This window comes from Rhodococcus sp. Z13_19A, assembly GCF_058133575.1.
Genome location: NZ_JBYUNN010000001.1, coordinates 717,105 through 735,991, shown reverse-complemented (window position 1 = coordinate 735,991; position 18,887 = coordinate 717,105). Strand labels below are relative to the sequence as shown.

Annotated in this window: 17 protein-coding genes; 8 read left to right on the top strand and 9 right to left on the bottom strand. The window is 74.5% G+C overall.

Annotation, left to right across the window (positions count from 1 at the left end; translation table 11 throughout):
- Positions 1-14: 14 nt before the first annotated feature.
- Together AC3YNX_RS03405 and AC3YNX_RS03400 are read right to left on the bottom strand one after the other, a co-directional pair.
- Positions 15-1,841: a dynamin family protein gene (locus tag AC3YNX_RS03405; protein ID WP_489994601.1), complete on the bottom strand. Its 1,827-nt coding sequence runs from the start codon at positions 1,839-1,841 to the stop codon at positions 15-17.
- Positions 1,838-3,373 (bottom strand): dynamin family protein, encoded by a 1,536-nt coding sequence (locus AC3YNX_RS03400; RefSeq protein ID WP_489994600.1) that lies wholly within the window; start codon positions 3,371-3,373, stop codon positions 1,838-1,840. The genes AC3YNX_RS03405 and AC3YNX_RS03400 overlap by 4 nt, the downstream gene beginning before the upstream one ends.
- Before the next feature lie 124 nt (positions 3,374-3,497).
- Between AC3YNX_RS03400 and trmB the strand changes: the two genes are divergently transcribed.
- The 3 genes from trmB to AC3YNX_RS03385 all read left to right on the top strand — a co-directional run bounded on the left by trmB (position 3,498) and on the right by AC3YNX_RS03385 (position 7,424).
- The gene (trmB, locus tag AC3YNX_RS03395) at positions 3,498-4,268 is read left to right on the top strand and encodes a tRNA (guanosine(46)-N7)-methyltransferase TrmB (RefSeq protein WP_489994599.1); all 771 of its coding nucleotides are present in this window, start codon (positions 3,498-3,500) and stop codon (positions 4,266-4,268) included.
- Between the two features lie 40 nt (positions 4,269-4,308).
- Entirely contained in the window at positions 4,309-4,986 is a 678-nt protein-coding gene (locus tag AC3YNX_RS03390) for an NYN domain-containing protein (RefSeq protein ID WP_127784317.1), read from the top strand.
- Positions 4,987-5,165: 179 nt separating this feature from the next.
- Positions 5,166-7,424, top strand: a complete 2,259-nt coding sequence (locus AC3YNX_RS03385; RefSeq protein ID WP_489994598.1) for an MMPL family transporter — start codon at positions 5,166-5,168, stop codon at positions 7,422-7,424.
- 36 nt (positions 7,425-7,460) lie between these two features.
- On the opposite strand, the gene AC3YNX_RS03380 is transcribed toward AC3YNX_RS03385, so the two are convergent.
- From AC3YNX_RS03380 to AC3YNX_RS03365, 4 genes are all read right to left on the bottom strand, one after another.
- Complete coding sequence (locus AC3YNX_RS03380) at positions 7,461-9,422, bottom strand: DUF2339 domain-containing protein (RefSeq protein ID WP_489994597.1); 1,962 nt, start codon at positions 9,420-9,422, stop codon at positions 7,461-7,463.
- A 78-nt stretch (positions 9,423-9,500) separates the two neighbouring features.
- Positions 9,501-10,178 (bottom strand): response regulator, encoded by a 678-nt coding sequence (locus tag AC3YNX_RS03375; protein WP_489994596.1) that lies wholly within the window; start codon positions 10,176-10,178, stop codon positions 9,501-9,503.
- A 62-nt stretch (positions 10,179-10,240) separates the two neighbouring features.
- Positions 10,241-11,485: a MacS family sensor histidine kinase gene (gene macS, locus AC3YNX_RS03370; protein WP_489994595.1), complete on the bottom strand. Its 1,245-nt coding sequence runs from the start codon at positions 11,483-11,485 to the stop codon at positions 10,241-10,243.
- Positions 11,486-11,489: 4 nt separating this feature from the next.
- Positions 11,490-12,746: an AI-2E family transporter gene (locus AC3YNX_RS03365; RefSeq protein WP_489994594.1), complete on the bottom strand. Its 1,257-nt coding sequence runs from the start codon at positions 12,744-12,746 to the stop codon at positions 11,490-11,492.
- A 72-nt stretch (positions 12,747-12,818) separates the two neighbouring features.
- Here AC3YNX_RS03365 and AC3YNX_RS03360 point away from each other — a divergent pair, with 72 nt between their 5' ends.
- The 4 genes from AC3YNX_RS03360 (at position 12,819) to AC3YNX_RS03345 (ending at position 15,393) form a co-directional block, all read left to right on the top strand.
- Positions 12,819-14,306 (top strand): adenylate/guanylate cyclase domain-containing protein, encoded by a 1,488-nt coding sequence (locus AC3YNX_RS03360; protein ID WP_489994972.1) that lies wholly within the window; start codon positions 12,819-12,821, stop codon positions 14,304-14,306.
- Positions 14,307-14,468: 162 nt separating this feature from the next.
- Positions 14,469-14,879: a phage holin family protein gene (locus AC3YNX_RS03355; RefSeq protein ID WP_489994593.1), complete on the top strand. Its 411-nt coding sequence runs from the start codon at positions 14,469-14,471 to the stop codon at positions 14,877-14,879.
- On the top strand, positions 14,876-15,124 hold the full coding sequence (locus AC3YNX_RS03350; protein ID WP_127784311.1) for a DUF3618 domain-containing protein: 249 nt from the start codon (positions 14,876-14,878) through the stop codon (positions 15,122-15,124). The genes AC3YNX_RS03355 and AC3YNX_RS03350 overlap by 4 nt, the downstream gene beginning before the upstream one ends.
- On the top strand, positions 15,121-15,393 hold the full coding sequence (locus tag AC3YNX_RS03345; protein ID WP_127784310.1) for a DUF4235 domain-containing protein: 273 nt from the start codon (positions 15,121-15,123) through the stop codon (positions 15,391-15,393). The genes AC3YNX_RS03350 and AC3YNX_RS03345 overlap by 4 nt, the downstream gene beginning before the upstream one ends.
- 10 nt (positions 15,394-15,403) lie before the next feature.
- Here AC3YNX_RS03345 and AC3YNX_RS03340 read toward each other — a convergent pair whose 3' ends face one another.
- The 3 genes from AC3YNX_RS03340 to AC3YNX_RS03330 are packed head-to-tail and all read right to left on the bottom strand — an operon-like array spanning position 15,404 to position 17,411.
- Positions 15,404-16,096, bottom strand: coding sequence for a methyltransferase domain-containing protein (locus AC3YNX_RS03340; protein ID WP_241249326.1), 693 nt, complete (start codon positions 16,094-16,096; stop codon positions 15,404-15,406).
- Positions 16,093-16,764: a TIGR04282 family arsenosugar biosynthesis glycosyltransferase gene (locus tag AC3YNX_RS03335; RefSeq protein WP_489994592.1), complete on the bottom strand. Its 672-nt coding sequence runs from the start codon at positions 16,762-16,764 to the stop codon at positions 16,093-16,095. Before AC3YNX_RS03335 ends, AC3YNX_RS03340 begins: the two co-directional genes overlap by 4 nt.
- Positions 16,761-17,411, bottom strand: coding sequence for a glycosyltransferase family 2 protein (locus AC3YNX_RS03330; protein WP_489994591.1), 651 nt, complete (start codon positions 17,409-17,411; stop codon positions 16,761-16,763). The genes AC3YNX_RS03335 and AC3YNX_RS03330 overlap by 4 nt, the downstream gene beginning before the upstream one ends.
- 113 nt (positions 17,412-17,524) lie before the next feature.
- Between AC3YNX_RS03330 and AC3YNX_RS03325 the strand changes: the two genes are divergently transcribed.
- Positions 17,525-18,883, top strand: a complete 1,359-nt coding sequence (locus AC3YNX_RS03325) for a hypothetical protein (RefSeq protein ID WP_489994590.1) — start codon at positions 17,525-17,527, stop codon at positions 18,881-18,883.
- The last annotated feature ends 4 nt before the right edge of the window (positions 18,884-18,887 follow it).

Sequence of the window (18,887 nt, the reverse complement as noted above, 5' to 3'; positions counted from 1 at the left end):
GAGCGCGCAGGGCACTAGGCCCGAGTGTCGCGGACCGCACGTACCCGGGTGAGCAAGCTCGCCGCGCGGTCCTGGGCCGCGAGCAGCAAGGCGAGCTGCCGCTCGGTGGCGCTCAGCTGCTCGGCGCGCTCGGCACCGTCCATCCGCAGCGCCTCGTCCACCGCGTGCAGCTCGCCGTCGATCTGCTCCAGCCGGGTCGCCAGGGCCTCGTCCAGCGCCGCGCTGAGCTGGTGCTCGGCGTCGATGAGCTGCTCGGCCACCACCTGGTCGAGGCTGGCCCGAGCCTCCGCGAACACCTCGCCCGACCACTGCTTCACGTGGGACTTGTCGGCCAGGTGCCCGCGGGCGCGGGCCATCCACCACGCGGCGCCCGCCCCCAGGCCGAGGGTGAGCGGGATGAGCACCACGTTGAGCCCCGGCACGAGGGCCAGCGGCATCAGCGCCAGCCGGCCCAGACCGATGCCACCGGAGGCGCCGGCGATCACCATCAACCGGTCCTCCGCGGCCGCCTGGCGCTTCTCCACCGGCCGGATCACCAGCGGCACCTGCTGGGCGCGGACCGTCTGCGCAGCCAGCGCCGCCAGCTCCTCGGGCGTGAACAGCTCGGCCAGCACCTGCTCCACCAGCAGGCGCAGCCGCTCGGCCAGCGCCGCGCTGACCTTGTCCGCCACCCCGGCCAGCGCGGGCTCGAGCTGGCCGGGCAGGGCGGCGAGGGCCTCCCGGTCGGCGTTGTCCACCGCGGCGCGGAACGCGGCCTGCACCTCCCGCACGTGCCGGGCCACCTCGTGGGTGGACTCCACCCTGGCGTGCTGGACGAGGGCGCGCAGCCGCAGCGACCAGCCTCGCTGCCCGGTGCGTCGCTGGGCCAGCAGCTCGGCGCGGCGGCGGCGCAGCTCGGTGGCGGTGCCCGCCCCGGAGCGCAGCACCCGCACCCGGTCGCGGCGCTGCTGGGCGGCGTGGCCCAGCGCGGAGTGCAGGGCGCGCAGCGTGTTGGCGTCGGCCAGCATCGCGGCTCGGTGGGTGACCAGCCGCTGCAGCTGTTCCTGCAGGTCGCTGATGCCCGACTGCAGGCGGAGCGTGGTGGCGACCTCGCGGCTGGGGGCCTGGGCGGCCAGCGTGGCGAGACGGGCCGACACCGTCAGGAAGGGTGCCTCGGCGAAGCGGGGGGCGTGCTCGGCGAGCACGGCGCGATCGGCGGCCAGCACCTCGCGCCAGCCCCGGTGGGCGTCGGTCTTGGTGAGGGCGAACACCACCGTCTCCACGCGCTCGCTCACCTGCCGCAGGAAGTCCAGCTCGCCGCGCGTGAACGGGCTGCTCGCGTCCACCACCATCAGCAGGGCGGTGGCCGTGGCAGCGGCCTCGGTGGCCAGCTCGGCGTGGAAGGGGCGCAGCCCGCCGACCCCGGGGGTGTCGACCAGGGTGAGGTTGGCCAGCAGCGGGACGGGGCCGCAGACCTCCACGTAGCGGGGCGGGGCGACCGGCTCGGCACGCCCGTTCGGGCCGCCGCACACCCACGCGGGCAGCTCGGCGAGATCCACTGGCACCGGTGGGCGCTCGTCGGCGTAGCGACCCTGAGCCGACCACTGGGGGCCGTGGCGCAGCACCAGGTAGGTCGACGTCGCTGGACCCGCCTGCACCGGGGACAGCTCCGGAGTGGCGAGCAGGGCGTTGACCAACGAGCTCTTGCCGCGGTTGGTCTCACCGATCAGCACCACGGTGGGCGCCTCGGTCGGCCTGGCCTGCTGCCGGCTCAGCTGCGCGGCGGCGGTGGGGTCGGCCTCGGCCAGCAGCGCGGACAGCTCGGTGATCGCGGCGCGGACCGCGGTCGGCAGCCCGCTCACCGAGCAGCGTCCTGCAGCTCCTGCCAGAGCAGGAAGTACGCGCGGTGGACCACCTGGCCCACCCGTGCCTGCCCGGTGTCCTCGGCGAAGGTGGCGAACGAGCGCCACCACCCCGCCCGCTGCAGCGCGCGCTCGGCCAGCTCGGCGCGGGTGGCGCCGGGCAGCCCGAGCTGGTGAGCGGGGGCGGTGCCGGGGCGCAGCCGCAGCGCCTCGCCCACCAGTGCCGGCGGCAGCGGCACCGCCCCGGTGCGCAGCAGCGTCTGGACCTCCACCAGGCGCAGCTGGTGGGCCTCCGGCCGTCGCAGCAGCTGCTCCACCGCCCCGCGCAGCAGCCGTTGGTCGCTCGGCTGCGGACAGCTGCGGGCCAGCGCGGACAGCGAGGCGAGTGCGGCGGAGGCCTTGATCCCCTCGGCGCGGGCGCTGAACACGACCGCCAGCCGCTCCCGCACCTGGGCCAGGCCGGACACCGCGTTGAGGGCGGTCCGCAGGCGGCCCACGGACATGTGCGGGTCGGCGCGCAGGGCCCGCACCGCGCACGCCACCCCGTAGAGGTCGAGCACCTCCAGCAGGTGCCGCCGGGTGGCCACGTCCAGGGGGCAGTCCAGGGAGAGGAACAGGTCGGTGGCCAGCAGCATCGCGATGCGGGTGTCGTCGGGGACGGCGGCGAGCACCCGCAGCGCCTCCACCTCGCGCGCCCCCAGGCCCCCGGTCTCGCAGGTCTCGCCCAGCAGACCGATCACCGGCAGCACCTCGGCCACCCGTGACCCCAGCAGCCGCTGCTGGGCGGCGGCGAGCAGCCGTGCCGCCTGCGAGACGTTGCCGCCGGCCTCGGCCACCGACTCCGGGGCCACGGTGTCGGCCTTGTTCAGCAGCCCCAGCGCGTTCACCGGGCCCGCCTCCTGGCCGGCGGTGGCGCCGGCGAAGGCGGCCAGTGCCTCGGCGTCGTCGGCGCGCACGGTCTGGGTGAAGACGTAGAGCACCGCCTCGGCTCCGGCGACCGCGCTGCGGGTGCTGCCCACCAGGTGCGCATCGGTGCGCGCCGACGACGCGATGTCCAGCGACCCCAGGCCGGGGGTGTCCACCACCGTCAGCTCCGCGAGCAGCGCGCTGGTCAGGTAAGCCTCGAGGTGGGACACCTCCTCGGGCCGCACCCCGGCGAGGGTGGCCACGTCGGCCGGGATCATGCCCTCGGCGGTCAGCGGCACCACCGTGCGGGCCCCGGCGTGGGTGATGACCTCCACCCGGTCGACGTCACCGTAGGAGAAGCGGGTGACCAGACGGGTGCACTCACCCACCGCGGTGGGCGCCACCCGGCGGCCGATGAGGGCGTTCACCAGCGTGGACTTGCCCGAGGAGATGCGTCCGGCGACGGCGACCTGCAGGGGACTGCTGAGCCGTGCGGCGACGTGCCCCACGCCGGCCGCGGTCTCCGGGGAGCAGCGCTGGGCCAGGTCGTGGCAGGTCGCGAGCAGGGCGTCGCGCAGGGAGGTGGCCGGGGCGCCGGGCAGGGCCTGGCCCACGACAGCGGTCATCAGCCCTCCCTCCGGTGCACGCCTGTCGGACGATCGTGCCATGACGCAGCGTTGCCGTGGGGTGACCGGCAGCAGTCAGCTCCCGTCACAGTGGGCAGGGTCCGTCGACGACCCGGTCAGGGCCATGAGGCAGCCTGGTACCGGCCCCGACCCCCGGAGCCCTGACCCCCGAAGCCCTGACTCTGGAGCACACCCGATGTCCGACACGTCCGCCCCGCTCGACCGGCCCCGCGCCCGGGTGGTCAGCTTCCGGTCCCGGCGCGACGCGCTGACCCCGGCCCGCCAGCGCGCCTGGGACGAGTGGTGGCCGGCCATGGGCACCGACGCGGGCGACGAGCCGCTGGACCTGGCCGCGTGGTTCGGCCGCGAGGCCCCGCTGGTGGTGGAGATCGGGTCCGGCACCGGCACGGCCACCGCCGCGATGGCTGCCGCGGAGCCGGAGGTGAACCTGCTGGCCATCGAGGTCTACCGGCCGGGCCTGGCCCAGCTGGTGCAGCACTGCAGGGCCGCGGGCGTGACCAACGTGCGGGCGGTGCGTGGCGACGCGGTGCAGGTGTTCACCCACCAGCTCGCCGAGGAGTCGCTGGCCGGGGTGCGGGTGTTCTTCCCCGACCCCTGGCCCAAGCACAAGCACCACAAGCGCCGCCTGCTCAAGCAGCCGGTGGTGCAGCTGATCGCGACCCGGCTGCGCTCGGGGGGCGTGCTGCACGTCGCCACCGACCACCTGCCCTACGCCGAGGAGGTGGCGGAGGTGGGCGACGCGGAACCGCTGCTGACCCGCGTCGACCTGGCTGCGGAGTCACCGATGCTGCTGCGTCGCCCCGTCACCAAGTTCGAGAACCGGGCCGAGCAGGCGGGCACGGCGGTCACCGAGCTGCTGTGGCGAAAGCGATGAACGTCGCGCGAGCGATGGTCGCCTGAGGCATCATCACAGCATGAGCACCAGCACTGCGAGCGCCTCACCCGCGATCTCCTCCCAGCCTGAGCAGAGCCGTCGGGTCCTGCTGGTGTGGGACGCCCCGAACCTGGACATGGGTCTGGGGTCCATCCTCGGCGGCCGACCGACAGCGGCCTTCCGGCCCCGCTTCGACGCGCTGGGTCGCTGGTTGCTGACCCGCACGGAGGACCTGCAGCGCGAGAACGGCTCGGGCGGCCCGCTGGAGCCCGAGGCGACGGTGTTCACCAACATCGCCCAGGGCACCGCGGAGGTCGTCCGCCCGTGGGTGGAGGCCCTGCGCAACGTCGGCTTCGCGGTGTTCGCCAAGCCCAAGCTGGACGAGTACAGCGACGTGGACGCAGACATGCTCGACCACATCGCGCTGCGCCAGCACACCTGCGGCTTGGCCGGGATCATCGTGGCCTCCGCCGACGGTCAGGCCTTCCGGGAGCCGCTGGAGGAGCTGGCCGCCGAGGGCGTGGCCGTGCAGGTGCTGGGCTTCCGGGAGCACGCCAGCTGGGCGGTCGCTGATCCGCTGGTGAACTTCGTGGACCTGGAGGACATCCCCGGGGTCTTCCGGGAGCCGCTGCCGCGGATCAACCTGGAGAACCTGCCCGACGACGGTGCCTGGCTGCAGCCCCTGCGCCCGCTGTCGGCGCTGCTCGCACACCGCTGAGCCGCGGACGGGCCACCGGTACGCGCGAGGGGGCCCGTCGCGCACGGGGGGTTGGCGCGACGGGCCCACCTTCGAGTTTGCCACGGTCGACGCGCTGGGGTCGGGCCGGTCAGTCGCCCTTCGGCGCCCGTTAGGCAGACTGTCCGCGGCCCTTCTCCCCACCGTCAGGAGTCCCGTCCGTGTTCGCCAGCTGGGGTTACCTCGTGCACCGCCGCCGCCGGTGGGTGCTGGGGCTGGTGGTGCTCGCGGCGGTGCTGGCCGGCGTCTTCGGCGCGGGCCTGTTCGATCGCTTGGCGCAGGGCGGATTTGACGATCCGGAGTCGGAGTCGGCGCGGGCCGCGCAGCTGGTGGAGGAGCGCTTCGGCCGCACCGGCGGGGACGTGCTCGCCGTCTACACCGCGCCGGCGGGCACGCGCATCGACGACCCCGTGCTGGGCCAGCAGATCCGCGACCGCCTGACGACGCTGCCGCCGGAGCACGTCGCGTCCGTGGTCTCGCTGTGGACCACCCCGGCTCCGCAGCTGATGGACGCGACCGGCACCCGCGGCCTGGCCGTGATCACCCTGGCCGGGCAGGACGACTCCGCGGTGCTGGACAGCTACACCCAGGTGCAGGACGCCTTCGCGGTCGACGGGGTGGAGCTGGCGCTGGCGGGATCAGCCCCGGTGGGCACCGAGGTGAACGAGCGCACCGCAGCCGACCTGGTGCGGGCGGAGAGCATCTCGCTGCCGGTGGTGCTGGTGCTGCTGCTGTTCATCTTCGGCGGGCTGGTGGCCGCGTCGCTGCCGCTGGTGGTGGGAGTGCTCACCATCCTCAGCTCGCTGGGCCTGCTGCGGCTGCTGAGCCTGGTGGTGCCGGTCAACTCCTTCGCGGTCAACGTGGTGACCCTCATCGGGCTGGGCCTGGCCATCGACTACGGGTTGTTCACCGTCAGCCGCTTCCGCGAGGAGCTGGCCGGTGGACGCACCGTGGCCGACGCGGTCGCACGCACCGTGGCCACCGCCGGGCGCACCGTGGCGTTCTCGGCGACGCTGCTGGCGGTGGCGATGTCCGGGCTGCTGCTGTTCCCGCAGAACTTCCTCAAGTCGCTGGGCTACGGCGGCATGGCCGCAGTGGGCATGGCCGCGTTCCTGGCACTGACCGTGCTGCCCGCGCTGCTGTCGGTGCTGGGTCCGCGCATCGACGCCCTGAGCGTGCCCGGTCGGGCTCGCCGCAAGGTGGGCACGGCGCAGCTGGACGGCTTCTGGGGGCAGGTCGCGAGCACGGTGATGCGCCGCCCCGCCCTGGTGGCGGTCCCCATCGTGGCGGTGCTGGCCGCGCTCACCCTGCCCTTCGCCGGAGCCTCCTTCGGCGACGTCAGCGAGCGTGCGCTGCCCGCCGACTCTGCGGCCCGCACCGCGACCGAGCAGGTCGCCCAGCAGTTCCCCGCGCTGGCCTCGGAGTCAGCGACCGTGGCGATCAGCGGCGCCACGCCCGAGCAGACGCAGCAGGTGGTCGCCGCCGTGAGCGGCGTGCGTGGCGCCGGCCCGGCGCAGCCGGGGGCCAGCGGCGAGGGTGTCACCGTGCTCACGGTGCCCCTGGGCGAGGGGGCCGAGGGCGCCCCTAGCCGGCAGCAGGTGGTGGACGAGCTGCGTGCCCTGCCGGTCCAGGAGGGCACGAACGTGCTGGTGGGCGGCAAGACTGCCAGCAGCATGGACAGCCTGTCCGCGCTGCAGTCGACGCTGCCCTGGATGGCGCTGCTGCTGGCGGTGGCCACCTTCGTGCTGATGTTCCTGGCCTTCGGGTCGGTGATCCTGCCGCTGAAGGCGGTCCTGATGAGCGCCCTCGGGCTCGGCTCGACGCTGGGCTTCCTGACCTGGATCTTCGTGGACGGCCACGGTGCGGGGCTGGTGGGCATCACCCCCGGTCCGATGGAGGCCGGCGTGGTGGTGCTGATGGCGGCCATTGTCTTCGGCCTGTCCACCGACTACGAGGTGTTCCTGCTCTCCCGGATGGTCGAGGCGCGGGCCAACGGGGCCAGCACCCGGGACGCCGTGCGCGCGGGCACCGCCCGGACGGGCGGGGTGATCAGTGCCGCTGCGCTGCTGCTGGTGGTGGTCACCGGGGCGTTCGCGTTCTCCGAGGTGTCCACCATGCGCTTCCTGGGTCTGGGCCTGATCTTCGCCCTGGCGCTGGACGCCACCGTGGTGCGGCTGCTGCTGGTGCCCGCGGTGATCGCGCTGATCGGGGACCGGACGTGGTGGGCCCCGCCGGCACTGCTGCGGCTGCAGCAGCGCATCGGGCTGTCCGAGCACGAGCCGAGCGAGCCGGGCGAGGACCATCCCGACGGCTCGGGCCCGCCGTCCTCGGGCGGACGTCGTGGATCACGGCAGCGCAGCGCCCCGGGCAAGCACCGCTCGACGCCGGAGCGCCCCGGCTACCCCGTCCCCCGCTGGTAGCGGGGGGAGGCAGCGCGGGGCGCCGGGCCCGGGCGGTCAGCCCAGGTGCTGTGCCGAGGGCACCTGCGGGCCACCCGGCTGCTGCTGCGACCCGGGCTGGCTGCCGATGGCCCTGGCGTAGCGCATGCCAGCGGCGATGAGCATCAGGCCCACCACGATGAACCCGATCACCCGGGCGATGCCGCTGACCGCGGCCAGGTCGAACAGCAGCAGCTTGGCCACGGCCGACCCGGCCAGGATCAGCCCGGCCACCCGGGCCACCAGCGACTGCCTCGTGGTGGACAGGCCCAGGCTCAGCAGCACCAGCGCGGCGATCATCCAGGTCACTGTGGCTGCGGTGTGGCCCCCCATGTAGCCGTGCTCCGGGGAGATCAGCACGCCGGCGGCGACGAGCGCGGTGCTGGCGCCGTAGAGCATCGCCGCTCCGCCGACGAGCCAGCTGATCGGGTCGGCACCGAGCACCCGGGACCAGTGCACCTCGTAGGCGAGGGCGCCGGCCGCCACGACGAGCAGCGTGCCGGCGACCACGGCGGGCCAGCCGGCGTGCGCCGAGGCCCAGGAGTCGGACAGCGCGAGCTCGGGCGGGGCGAGCTCCATCAGCATCGCGAGGCCCAGAGCACCGAAACCGGTGGCTAGCCCCAGCGCCAGCCGCGAGCGCAGCTGGTGGGCGATCACCACGAGCACGATGGTGGCCGTCAGCATCAGCGAGGCCCGCGACTCCACGGTGGCGGCCAGGCACATGGCCTCGAACGCCGCGACGCAGCCGGCGCCGGTGAGGACCATCTGCACCGATCGGGGCAGCCACGGCAGGGAGAAGCGCAGGGCGATGAGCACGGCAGCCGCGCCGGAGACCACGGCGACCGCCGACCACTGCGACAGGATCGTGGGAGTCAGCAGGGTGGGCACCACCGACAGCGGCAGCAGGCCCGGCGCCACGCTGTCGGTGCGATCACGGTGGACGGCCAGCAGCGCGAAGACCAGGCCCGTCACGGTCACCAGGACGCAGGCGCCGGCGGTGGTCCAGAGGAGGGTGTCGCGATCGGCTGCCACGACGATGGAGATCGCCGCTGCGAGCACCGGAGCCACGGTCTGCACCACGTAGAGGCCCTGCCAGGGTCGCAGCAGGTGCAGCACGCCGGCGGCGACGCACACCGCCAGGACGAAGCCAGTGAGCTCAGGACCGCCGTCCTGGATGAGGAACGGGGAGAGGGCGCACGAGGCCAGCACGGCGAGCAGGGCCATCAGCTGGGAGCGCCACCAGTAGGCGATGCCCAGCCCGGCTGCGGTGATGGCGAAGCCGAGCACGAGACCGACGGGCACCGGCACCCAGTGGTAGGTGCTGGTGACCACCACGACGTCCAGGTACAGCCCGACCGCTCCGGTGGCGGCCAGCGTGACCGAGCCGATCTGCCCACCGGGCCGGTTGCGCACCCAGAAGGACAGGCCCAGCAGCGCGGTGGCCAGCACGGCGCCGCCCACGACGCGTGGGACGACTCCCAGGAAGCCGTTCTGCACCGCGAGGACGAGCAGCATCACCACGCCGAGCAGGGTGATGACGGAGCCGGCGACCGCCAGCACGCGGCTGGTGGTGTTCTCCCGGGCCCACCACCCGGGCTGGGCGGCCGGGGCCGGCGGCGGGGGGTAACCCGGGGGTGAGCCGGACCACGGCGGTGGGCCCGCCGGCGGGCGGGGCGGGCCACTGGGCGGGCGGGGGCCGCGGGCGGCCGGGGGGATCGGCCCGCTGGGCAGCTGGGCGACCTGGGGCGGGCGAGGCGCGGGCCCCTGGGGGCCGGCGCGGAAGGCCGGCTGGGGGGGACGGACCGCGGCGGGCGGGGGCACCGGGGCCCAGCTGGGGCCCGGTCGGCCAGGCCCAGGCTCGGTGGGTGGCGCCGGAGTCTGTGGGGGTTCAGCACCGACCTCGTCCAGCCGCTTGCGCAGCGAACGGACCTCGTCGGCGAGCTGTGCCACGGCGTCGTCATGGTCGGGGTGCTGAGTCATGAACCCATCGTGGCCAAATGCCGCGGCCGTGTCCTGAGTATTGCTACTTGTGTCGGGCAGAAGTGTTCTGCGCGTTCACTACTCGAGGCCGTGCTCGATGGCGTAGCGGGCCAGCTCGACGCGGTTGGCCAGCTGCAGCTTGCGCAGCGTCGACTGAACGTGGTTCTCCACGGTGCGGTGGCTGATCACCAGCCGGGCGGCGATCTGCTTGGCGCTGAGGCCCTTGGCCACCAGTCGCAGCACCTCCGTCTCCCGCTCGGACAGCTGCGGGGTGGGCGGTCCTGCAGCCGCCGGCTCGGCGGACATGCGCCGGTACTCACCGAGCACCAGCCCAGCCAGGCCCGGGGTGAACACCGCCTGCCCCGCGGCAGTGGCGCTCACCGCGTCGACCAGCTCGGTGACGGACGCGCTCTTGACCAGGTAGCCCGAGGCGCCTGCCTTGACGGCGTCGAGCACGTCGGACTGCTCGCCGGAGGCCGACAGCACCAGCACCCGCGTGCCCGGCGACACCTGCAGCACCCGGGCAGTGGCGTCGACGCCGGAGCCGCTGCCCAGCTGCATGTCCATCAGCACGACGTCCGGCTGCACGGCACTGGCGATGCGCTCGGCGGAGTCCACGCCGTCGGCGGTGGCCACCACGTCGAAGCCGCGGGCCGTGAGGTCGCGGGCGACCCCGTCCCGCCACATCGGGTGGTCGTCGACCACCATCACCCGGACCACGGTGTCCCGAGCCGGCTCGGTCGTGCTCTCCTGCATGGTGCCCCCCGTTGGCAGTGTGGAACCTCGGGCCCGCTGAAGCTGGGCGCTGCTGATCTCGGCTACCGGCCGCGCCGGTGCGCCCACCGACGCACAGACATCATGACGGTCTCGTCGCTCCTGCGGGGCGTGCTCGGCCGCGCCACCCGGACCTCCCACTCGGTTCCCTCGCCCGGCGCGGTCTCCAGCACCAGCTCACCGCCGAGGTCGGCGACCCGGCCGCGGATCGACCGCGCGACCCCCATCCGGCCCTCGCGCTCGGCCTCCTCCAGGCGGCCCTCGGCGATGCCGCAGCCGTCGTCGCGAATGCTGAGCACCACCTCGCTGCCCAGGTCCTCCAGCAGGACGAAGGCCTTGGCCCCCACCCCGGCGTGCACCGCGACGTTGGACAGCGCGGTGCGGGTGACGGCAGCCAGCTCGGTCGCCACCGCTCCCGGCAGCGGGACGCTGGTGCCAGGCACGGACACCGACACCGTCGAGCTCGCCTGGGCCTGCAGCAGCGTGCGCAGGTCGATGCTGGGCAGCTGGCGATCGTCGGTCGGGTCGGTGGGCGCGGCCGAGACCATCGCCCGCAGGGCCACCTCCTGCTCCCCGGCCATCGCCGCCAGCGACGCGGCGTCACCGCCGAGCTCGCTGCCCTGGCGACGGATGTAGGCGAGCACCTGCAGCACGCTGTCGTGCACCTCGCGGGCCAGTCGGTCCCGCTCGGCGATCGCGGCCTGCACCCGCAGCGCGCGCTCGAGCTGGGCGTGCGAGCGTCGTGCGGTGTCGGCGGCCACCCCGAGCACCAGCCCGGTGCACAGCAGCAGCACCCCGTCCCGGCTGATGTCGGTGTCCACGTAGCCATTCACCAGCGCGGTGGCCACCGCGACCACCAGTCCCACCCCGAAGCCCAGCGCCGGGCCCGCGAGCACCGCGGCGGCCACCACCGGGTTGGCCGCCCAGATGGTGGTGACCAGCGGGTCGGGGGAGGCGAGCTGGTGGGTGGTCAGCGCCAGGCGGGACAGGGCCAGCAGCGCCAGGACCACGCCCACGTCGGCGGCCACCATGGCGAGGTTGCGGCCCCAGCCCTGCGTGTGGCCCAAACCGGTGACCACCGTCCAGGCGCCCATCACACCCACCAGCACCCAGCTCAGCACGGGGTGGGCGTAGCCGGGGGAGAAGGCGACCTGCACCCCGAGGGCGAAGAGGAAGGTGAGCACCCGGAAGACGGTGGCGCCCTGCCACAGCGGGGTGGCCGGGTCGATCCGTGTGCCGGCCGACGAGCGCGCGTGCTCACGCCGACGGCCGCCCCCCGTGGCGGTCACCGGGTCAGGCCGGTCCGGGGCCGGGGCCCGACGAGCCCGGACGGTCGGCGTCGGCATCGGCATCGGCGCTGGTGTCGGTGTCGGTGTTGGTGTCGGTGTCACGAGGCTGCGGCTGGCCGCTCGGCACCTTCGCCTCCGCGGGATCGGACCCGCTCAGTCCCGCCGCGTCGGTGTGCTCCTCGTCGGAGAACAGCGACCGCACGGCCGAGTTGAGCACCGCCACCATGGGCACGGCCAGGACGGCACCGAGGATGCCGCCGAGCACGGTGCCCGCCGCGATGGCCAGCACCACCGCCACCGGGTGCAGCGCCACGGCGCGCCCCAGCAGCAGCGGCTGCAGCACGTGGCCCTCGAGCTGCTGCACGGCCAGCACCACGCCCAGCACGATGAGCGCCACCACGAAGCCCTTGGTGACCAGGGCGACCAGCACGGCGACGATCCCGGTGAGCACCGCTCCGATGATCGGGACGAACGCGCCCAGGAACACCAGCGCGGACAGGGGCAGGGCCAGCGGGACCTGCAGCACCGCCAGCCCCACGCCGATGCCGATCGCGTCCACCCCGGCCACCGCGATGGTGGCCCGGACGTAACCGACCAGGGAGGCGAAGCCACGGTGGCCGGCGACGTCCACCGCGTCGCGGTTCTCGCGGGGGATGACCTGGATGCAGAACTCCCAGATCTGGCGGCCGTTCTGCAGGAAGAAGATGAGGGTGAAGAGCGTGAGCAGCCCGCCGGTGAGCACCTCCCCCAGCGTGCTGGCGGTGCTCAGGGCGCTGGTGGTCAGCGCCTCGCTGTGCGACTTCAGCGCGTCGGTAAAGGTGGTGCCGGCGTTGTTGATCTCCTCCTGGCGGAGGTGGAACGGCCCGGTCACCAGCCATTCCTGCACCTCGGTGACGCTGGAGCCGACCTTGTCCTGCATCTCCGGCAGGCCGTTGATGAACTGCTGCACCACGAACGTCAGGACGCCGCCCACCAGGGCGAGCCCACCGACCATCGCGATGGCCGTGGCGAGGGCACGGGGCAGACCGGCGCGCTCCATCCACGCCACGGCCGGCGACATCAGGGCCGAGCCCAGCAGCGCCAGCGCCACCGGCACCGTCACCACGCCGAAGTTGCTGACCAGCTGGAAGACCACGTAGACGAGGGCTCCGATGACGAGCAGGCGGGCGGACCACGACGCGGCGACGCGGACGCCCCACGTGACGGCTTCCTTGCTGTCCCTGCGTGCGGGAGCTTCTGGGACTGCGGCGGATCTGGTCACGGGGCGTGAGCCTAGTGACGCTGGGCGCACTACGGTGAGCGCGTGCCCACCCGCGTCGAGATTCTCCAGCGGATGCGCACCAGTCCATGGCCGGGCTACGCGGCAAGCATGTTGCTGGCCAACCTGGCTGGTGCGCTCATCCTGTGGGCCTTCGTCCGCTACGTGCTGCCGCTGCCGCCGGAGGACATGCAGTACGCGCAGGGCCTCAACCGGCTGATCTTCGGCACCTACCTGGCCCTGGCGCTGGTCGCTGACGTCGTCCTGGGGCTGCGGATCCTCAAGCCGGTGCTGCTCTGGCGACGCCGCGGCGGTCCGCCCACCGCGGCCGAGCAAGCAGCGGTGCTGCGCGCCCCGTTCTGGCAGACCGTGGTGCACGCCGGGATGTGGACGGTGGGCGGGGTGATCTTCGTGGCGCTGAACGTGGCCGCCTCGCACCGCCTCGCGGTGGTCATCGCCTTCAGCGTGGTGCTGGGCGCGGCGGCCACCTGTGCGGTGGGCTACCTGCTGGCGGAGCGCTGCCTGCGGCCGGTGGCAGCCGACGCGCTGAAGGCGACCATGCCGGACAACCCGACCGGGCCCGGCGTGGCCAGCCGGGTGCTGCTCACCTGGGGGCTGACCTCGGCCCTGCCCACGTCGGGGATCCTGGTGATCTGCGTGGCCCAGCTGACCGGCTCGCTGGTGGACGACCCCCAGCGGGTGGTCGGCGCGATCATCTTCGTCGGCGGCCTGTCCTTCCTGGTCGGCCTGCTCGGCACGGGGCTGACGGCGCGCTCCATCGCCGACCCCATCGAGCAGGTGCGCTGGGCGCTGGGCGAGGTCGGGCGCGGCCAGACCGAGGTGTCGGTGGAGGTGTACGACAGCAGCGAGGTGGGCCTGCTGCAGAAGGGCTTCAACGAGATGGTCTCCGGGGTGGCCGAGCGGGAGCTGCTGCGCGACCTGTTCGGCCGGCACGTCGGGGTGGACGTGGCACGGCGGGCGCTGGAGACCGGCACCGACCTGGGCGGGGAGCTGCGCGAGGTCGGCGTGCTGTTCGTGGACATGGTGGGCTCGACCCGGATGGCCGCCAGCCACCCTCCCGCCGAGGTGGTGGCCCTGCTCAACGACTTCTTCCGGGTGGTGGTGGACGTGGTCACCGAGCACGGTGGGCTGGTGAACAAGTTCGAGGGCGACGCCGCCCTGGTGATCTTCGGCGCCCCGCTGGAGCACACCGACGTGGCCACCGCCGCGCTGGCCGCCGCCCGCCAGCTGCGCCGCGAGCTGGAGCGGGCCACCGGGGTGGACCTGGGCATCGGGGTGTCGGCGGGCATGGCGGTGGCCGGCAACATCGGGGCGGCCCGCCGGTTCGAGTACACCGTGATCGGTGACCCGGTGAACGAGGCGGCCCGGCTGACCGAGCTGGCCAAGAACCGAGACTGCCGCGTGCTGGCGTCGGAGCGGGCCCTGCTCGCGGCGACCGTCGAGGAGCGCCAGCTGTGGGCCACCTGCGAGGAGGTCACCCTGCGGGGCCGGCTCGAGCCGACCCGCCTGGCCATGCCGATCGAGGTCTCCGCGGTCCCCTGACCAGTGGGTTCGCGTCCACCCCTTCGTCGTCTGGTTCTGCGCCGCCGGCCCAACATCGGCACACTGGCACCACGGTGTGCAGAACGCTGCGCCCAGGCGTCACCTCGCGGCCGCGGTGCCGTGCCGGTGCTGCTGGTACCGAGCGCAAAGAGGGAGACCGAGATGACGCACGCAGCGCCCCACGACCCCGACGACCTCTCCACCCCGCAGCTGCTGGAGCGGCTCACCGACCAGGTGTCCACCCTGGTCAAGCAGGAGGTTCAGCACGCCACTGCCGAGGTGAAGCAGAAGGGCGCCCGCCTCGGCGTGGGCCTCGGCATCTCCGGTGCCGGAGCGGTGGTGGCCCTCTACGGCCTCGGGGCGCTGGTGGCCTGCGCGATCCTGGCGCTGACGCTGGTGCTGGACGCCTGGCTCGCCGCCCTGATCATCGGTGCCGCGCTCGTCGTCCTCGGCGCGCTGATGGGCCTGTTCGGCGCCCAGCGCGCTCGCAAGGCCGTTCCCCCGGTGCCACAAGAGACCCTCAACAGCGTCCAGCGCGACGTGCAGACGGTGAAGGAGAACCTGAAGCGATGAGCGTGGACAAGACGCAGCAGAGCCGGGAGCAGACCCGGGCGGAGCTGGCGGAGACCCTTGACGCCCTGGCGCACAAGGCCGACGTCAAGGGACGAGCCAGGGCGAAGGCGCAGCAGACCTGGTCCGAGGCGCAGCAGACCTGGTCCGAGGCCAGCAGCCGGGTCGACCCCAAGGTGGCCGGCGCGGCCTGTGGGGCCGTGGTGGTCATGGTGGTCGGGCTGCTGATGTGGCGGCACCGGCGATGAGCGCGGTCAACAAGGTTCTCTACAAGCCGCTGAGCCTGCTGGCCAGCGTTCTCGGCGGGCTGGCGGCCAGTGCGATCTTCGGCAAGCTGTGGGGCCGCATCGGCGACGACGAGAAAAAGGCGCCCAAGCCGGACGACCTGCGCCACTCGACCCGCGAGGTGCTTCTCGCCGCGGTGCTGCAGGGCGCCATCTTCGCCCTGGTGCGGGCGGCGGTCGACCGGGCCAGCGCCAAGGGCTACCGCAAGATGACCGGGCAGAACCCGACCTAGGCCTGGACGGCTAGCTCTCGCCGGGGTCAGCCAGCACCGGGGCGGCGAGGATGGCGATGAAGTGGCCGGCAGCCTCCTGCACGTCGTGCAGCCGCAGGCCTGCGGCCATCGCGACGTGCTGGACCGCGTCCACCCCCAGCCGGGCCCAGTGGAACCACTCCCCGACGGCGGTCTCCGTCTCCATCCGCAGCCGCGTGCAGGGGGTGCCCACCCCGGGGCCGTCCACCTCGACCACGGCGAGCCCGCCGGGCTGCAGCAGCGCGGCGGCGCGGCGCAGCACCCGCACCGGGTCGCCACCGATGCCGATGTTGCCGTCGGCCAGCAGCACGCTGGACCAGCCGCCGGCGCCGGGCAGCGAGTCGAAGAGGTCGCGCTGCAGCGCCGGGGCACCGCGCGCGGTGGTCAGGCGGACCGCCTCCGCCGAGGAGTCCACCCCCAGCGCGCAGGCCCCCCGCCCCACCAGCGCGGCGGTGAGCCGACCCGGCCCGCAGCCCAGGTCGAGGGTCGCGCCGACACAGCGGGCGAGCAGGGCGGCGTCGGCCGTGCGCTCGGCGGTGCTCATGCCGGGCCCTCCCATCCAGCGGGTCATCGGCAGCTCGATGCGCCGCCCCGCGGTGTCGCCCACCCAGCAGGGCTGGCCTCGCGCGGCCCGCTGGTAGAGCTCGTCGGCAGAGACGGTGCCGCTGCCCTCCACGGCCGTCACCGGCCCGCCTCCCGCTGCTGGTGGCACCGCGCCGCAGCCGCGAACAGGGTGTCCGGGGCCAGCTCCGCCACCGCCAGCACGTCGGCGGGCCGGTCGACGTCGCGCAGCTCGGGCAACGACCGCGCAGGGGCTCCGGCCGCGCGCAGGGCCGCCGCGGTGCGCGGGCCGGTGTCGGGCTGCGACATCGGCACCCCGGCCAGGCACTGGGCCAGCGCAGGCCGGCCCACGCCCAGCGCCCACCAGCCCCCGTCGGTGGCCAGCCCCAGCGCGGCATCGGCCTCCCGCAGCACCGCCAGAGCGGCCCCCAGCAGCGCCGGCGTGACCTGCGGGGTGTCCATCCCGATCTGCAGCACGCCCGTGCCCGGACCGGCCGCTGCCGCATCGGTGTGGGCGGCGCAGAGCCGGGCGGCGAAGCTCGGGCCCCGCTGGGGCAGCACCACGAAGTCGCACAGGGCGTGGCCGATCTCCGCGCTGCGGCACGCCTGGTGCAGCTCCCCGGCCAGCGCCACCACGTGGCAGTCGGCGGGCGTGGCGGCCACCGCGGCGAGGGTGTCCAGCAGCGCGGCCGCAGCCAGGTCGGCCGCCTCCTCGGGCGCCACCCAGGGGCTGAGGCGGGTCTTGGCCCGGCCCGGCACCGGCGCCTTCGCCACCACCAGCAGCGTGCTCACCGCAGCACGGCCCCGAAGTCGCGGACCGCGTGCACCGTGCCCCGCACCGAGCCGGAGACCTTGGAGCGCCCCGCGGTCCGGGGGGAGTAGGTGACGTCGACCTCGGCCACCGACCAGCCGGCGCGCGCCGCCCGCACCATTAGCTCCAACGGGTAGCCCGACCGGCGGTCCCGCACCCCGAGCTGCAGCAGGTCGCCGCGGCGCACCGCGCGGACCGGTCCGATGTCGTGCACCGCCAGCCCGTGCCGCTGCCGCAGCCGGGCCGCGACGAGGGCGTTGCCCAGCCGGGCGTGCCAGGGCCAGCCGCTGCCCCGCACCGCGCGCCTCCGCCCCACCACCAGGTCGGCACCGGCGTCGAGCCGGGCGACCAGGCGGGGCAGCTCGGCGGGGTCCATGGAGCCGTCGCCGTCGAGCACGCAGACCACCTCGGCGTCGCTGGCCAGCACCCCGGCGTGCACCGCGCTGCCGTACCCCGCGACTGGCTCGTGCACCACCCGCGCGCCACCGGCGGTCGCGACACCGGCGGTGTCGTCACCGGACCCGTTGTCCACCACCACGGCCCGGTAACCGGTGGGCAGCGCGGCCAGCACCCCGGGCAGCGAGCCCGCCTCGTCCCGGCACGGGATGACGACGTCGATGCTGCTCACCGCATCGAGTGAAGCCGACCAGCGCCCCGCGCGCAGCACGAGCACAGGGGGCTGTGGCCGGGCCTGCGGCGACCGTCAGGCCTGGTCACGGCGCTGTGCCTAGGGTTTGGCGGGTGAACCTCGCACCGCCTGCCACCGCCGCGCGGCGCCACCCCGACCGGTCGCTGCTGGGTGACCTCGCCAGCGCGGTGCTGGCGGTGGCGCTGCTGGTCGCGGCGATCGTGGTGCCGCGCCGCATGGCGCCGGCGGAGCGGGACGCGCTGCACGCCGAGACCGCCCCGCTCTACGGCATCTGGGAGCCGCACGTGGGGGTGGGCACACCGCTGGCCGTGGTGCTGGCGGTGCTGGTGGTCGGCTGGGGCCCTCGCCTGGCGCAGCGGCTGCGCTGGCCCTGGCTGCTGGCCGGCACGGCCGCGGTCGCAGTCGGCTGGGCGATGGCGCTGCTCCTGGTGGACGGGTGGCAGCGCGGGTTCGTCGATCACCTGGAGGATTCGAACGAGTACCTGCCCACGGTTCGCACCATCGCTGACGTGCCCGCGATGGTGCAGGACTTCAGCAGCCGGATCCTGGAGGGGGTGCCCGGTTCCTGGCCCACCCACGTCTCCGGCCACCCACCGGGAGCCCTGCTGAGCTACGTGGCGCTGGACCGCCTGGGCCTGGACGGCGCGGTCCCGGCGGGGCTGGCCGAGGTGCTCGTGGGCTGCTCGGCGGTGGTGGCGGTGCTGGTGACGGTGCGGGTGCTGGCCGACGAGCAGACCGCCCGCCGCGCGGCCCCGTTCCTCGCCCTGGCCCCGGCAGCCATCTGGGTGGCGGTCTCCGCCGACGCCCTGTTCGCCGGGGTGGTGGCCTGGGGGATCGCCCTGCTGGCGCTGGCCGCCACGCGGGCGGTGCGCTGGCCCACCGTTGCCGCGCTGGCGTCGGGGCTGCTGCTGGGCTACGGCATCTTCCTGTCCTACGGCCTGGTGCTGATGGGCCTGGTGGCGGTGGCGGTGCTGGTCGCCGCGCGCACCGTGCGGCCGTTGCTGCCCGCCGTGGCCGGGGCGCTGGTGGTGGTGGCCGCGTTCGCCGCGGCGGGCTTCTGGTGGCTCGACGGCTACCACCTGGTGGTCGACCGGTACTACCAGGGCATCGCCACCGAGCGCCCGTTCAGCTACTGGGGCTGGGCCAACCTGGCGTCGTTGCTGTGCGCGGTGGGCCTGGCCACCGCCGCGGCGCTGCACCGGGTGCTCGCACCGGCACGGCTGCGGGCCAGGGACGGGCTGAGCCTGCTGGTGCTCGGCGCCGGGCTGGCGGTGGCGGCGGCGGACCTGAGCGCGCTGAGCAAGGCCGAGACCGAGCGGATCTGGTTGCCCTTCGCGGTGTGGCTGCTGGCCGCCACCGCGGCGCTGCCGGTGCGCTGGCAGCGCGGCTGGCTGGCCGTGCAGGCGCTGCTGGCGCTCGGGGTGGTGCACCTGGTGCTGACCAACTGGTAGCCCC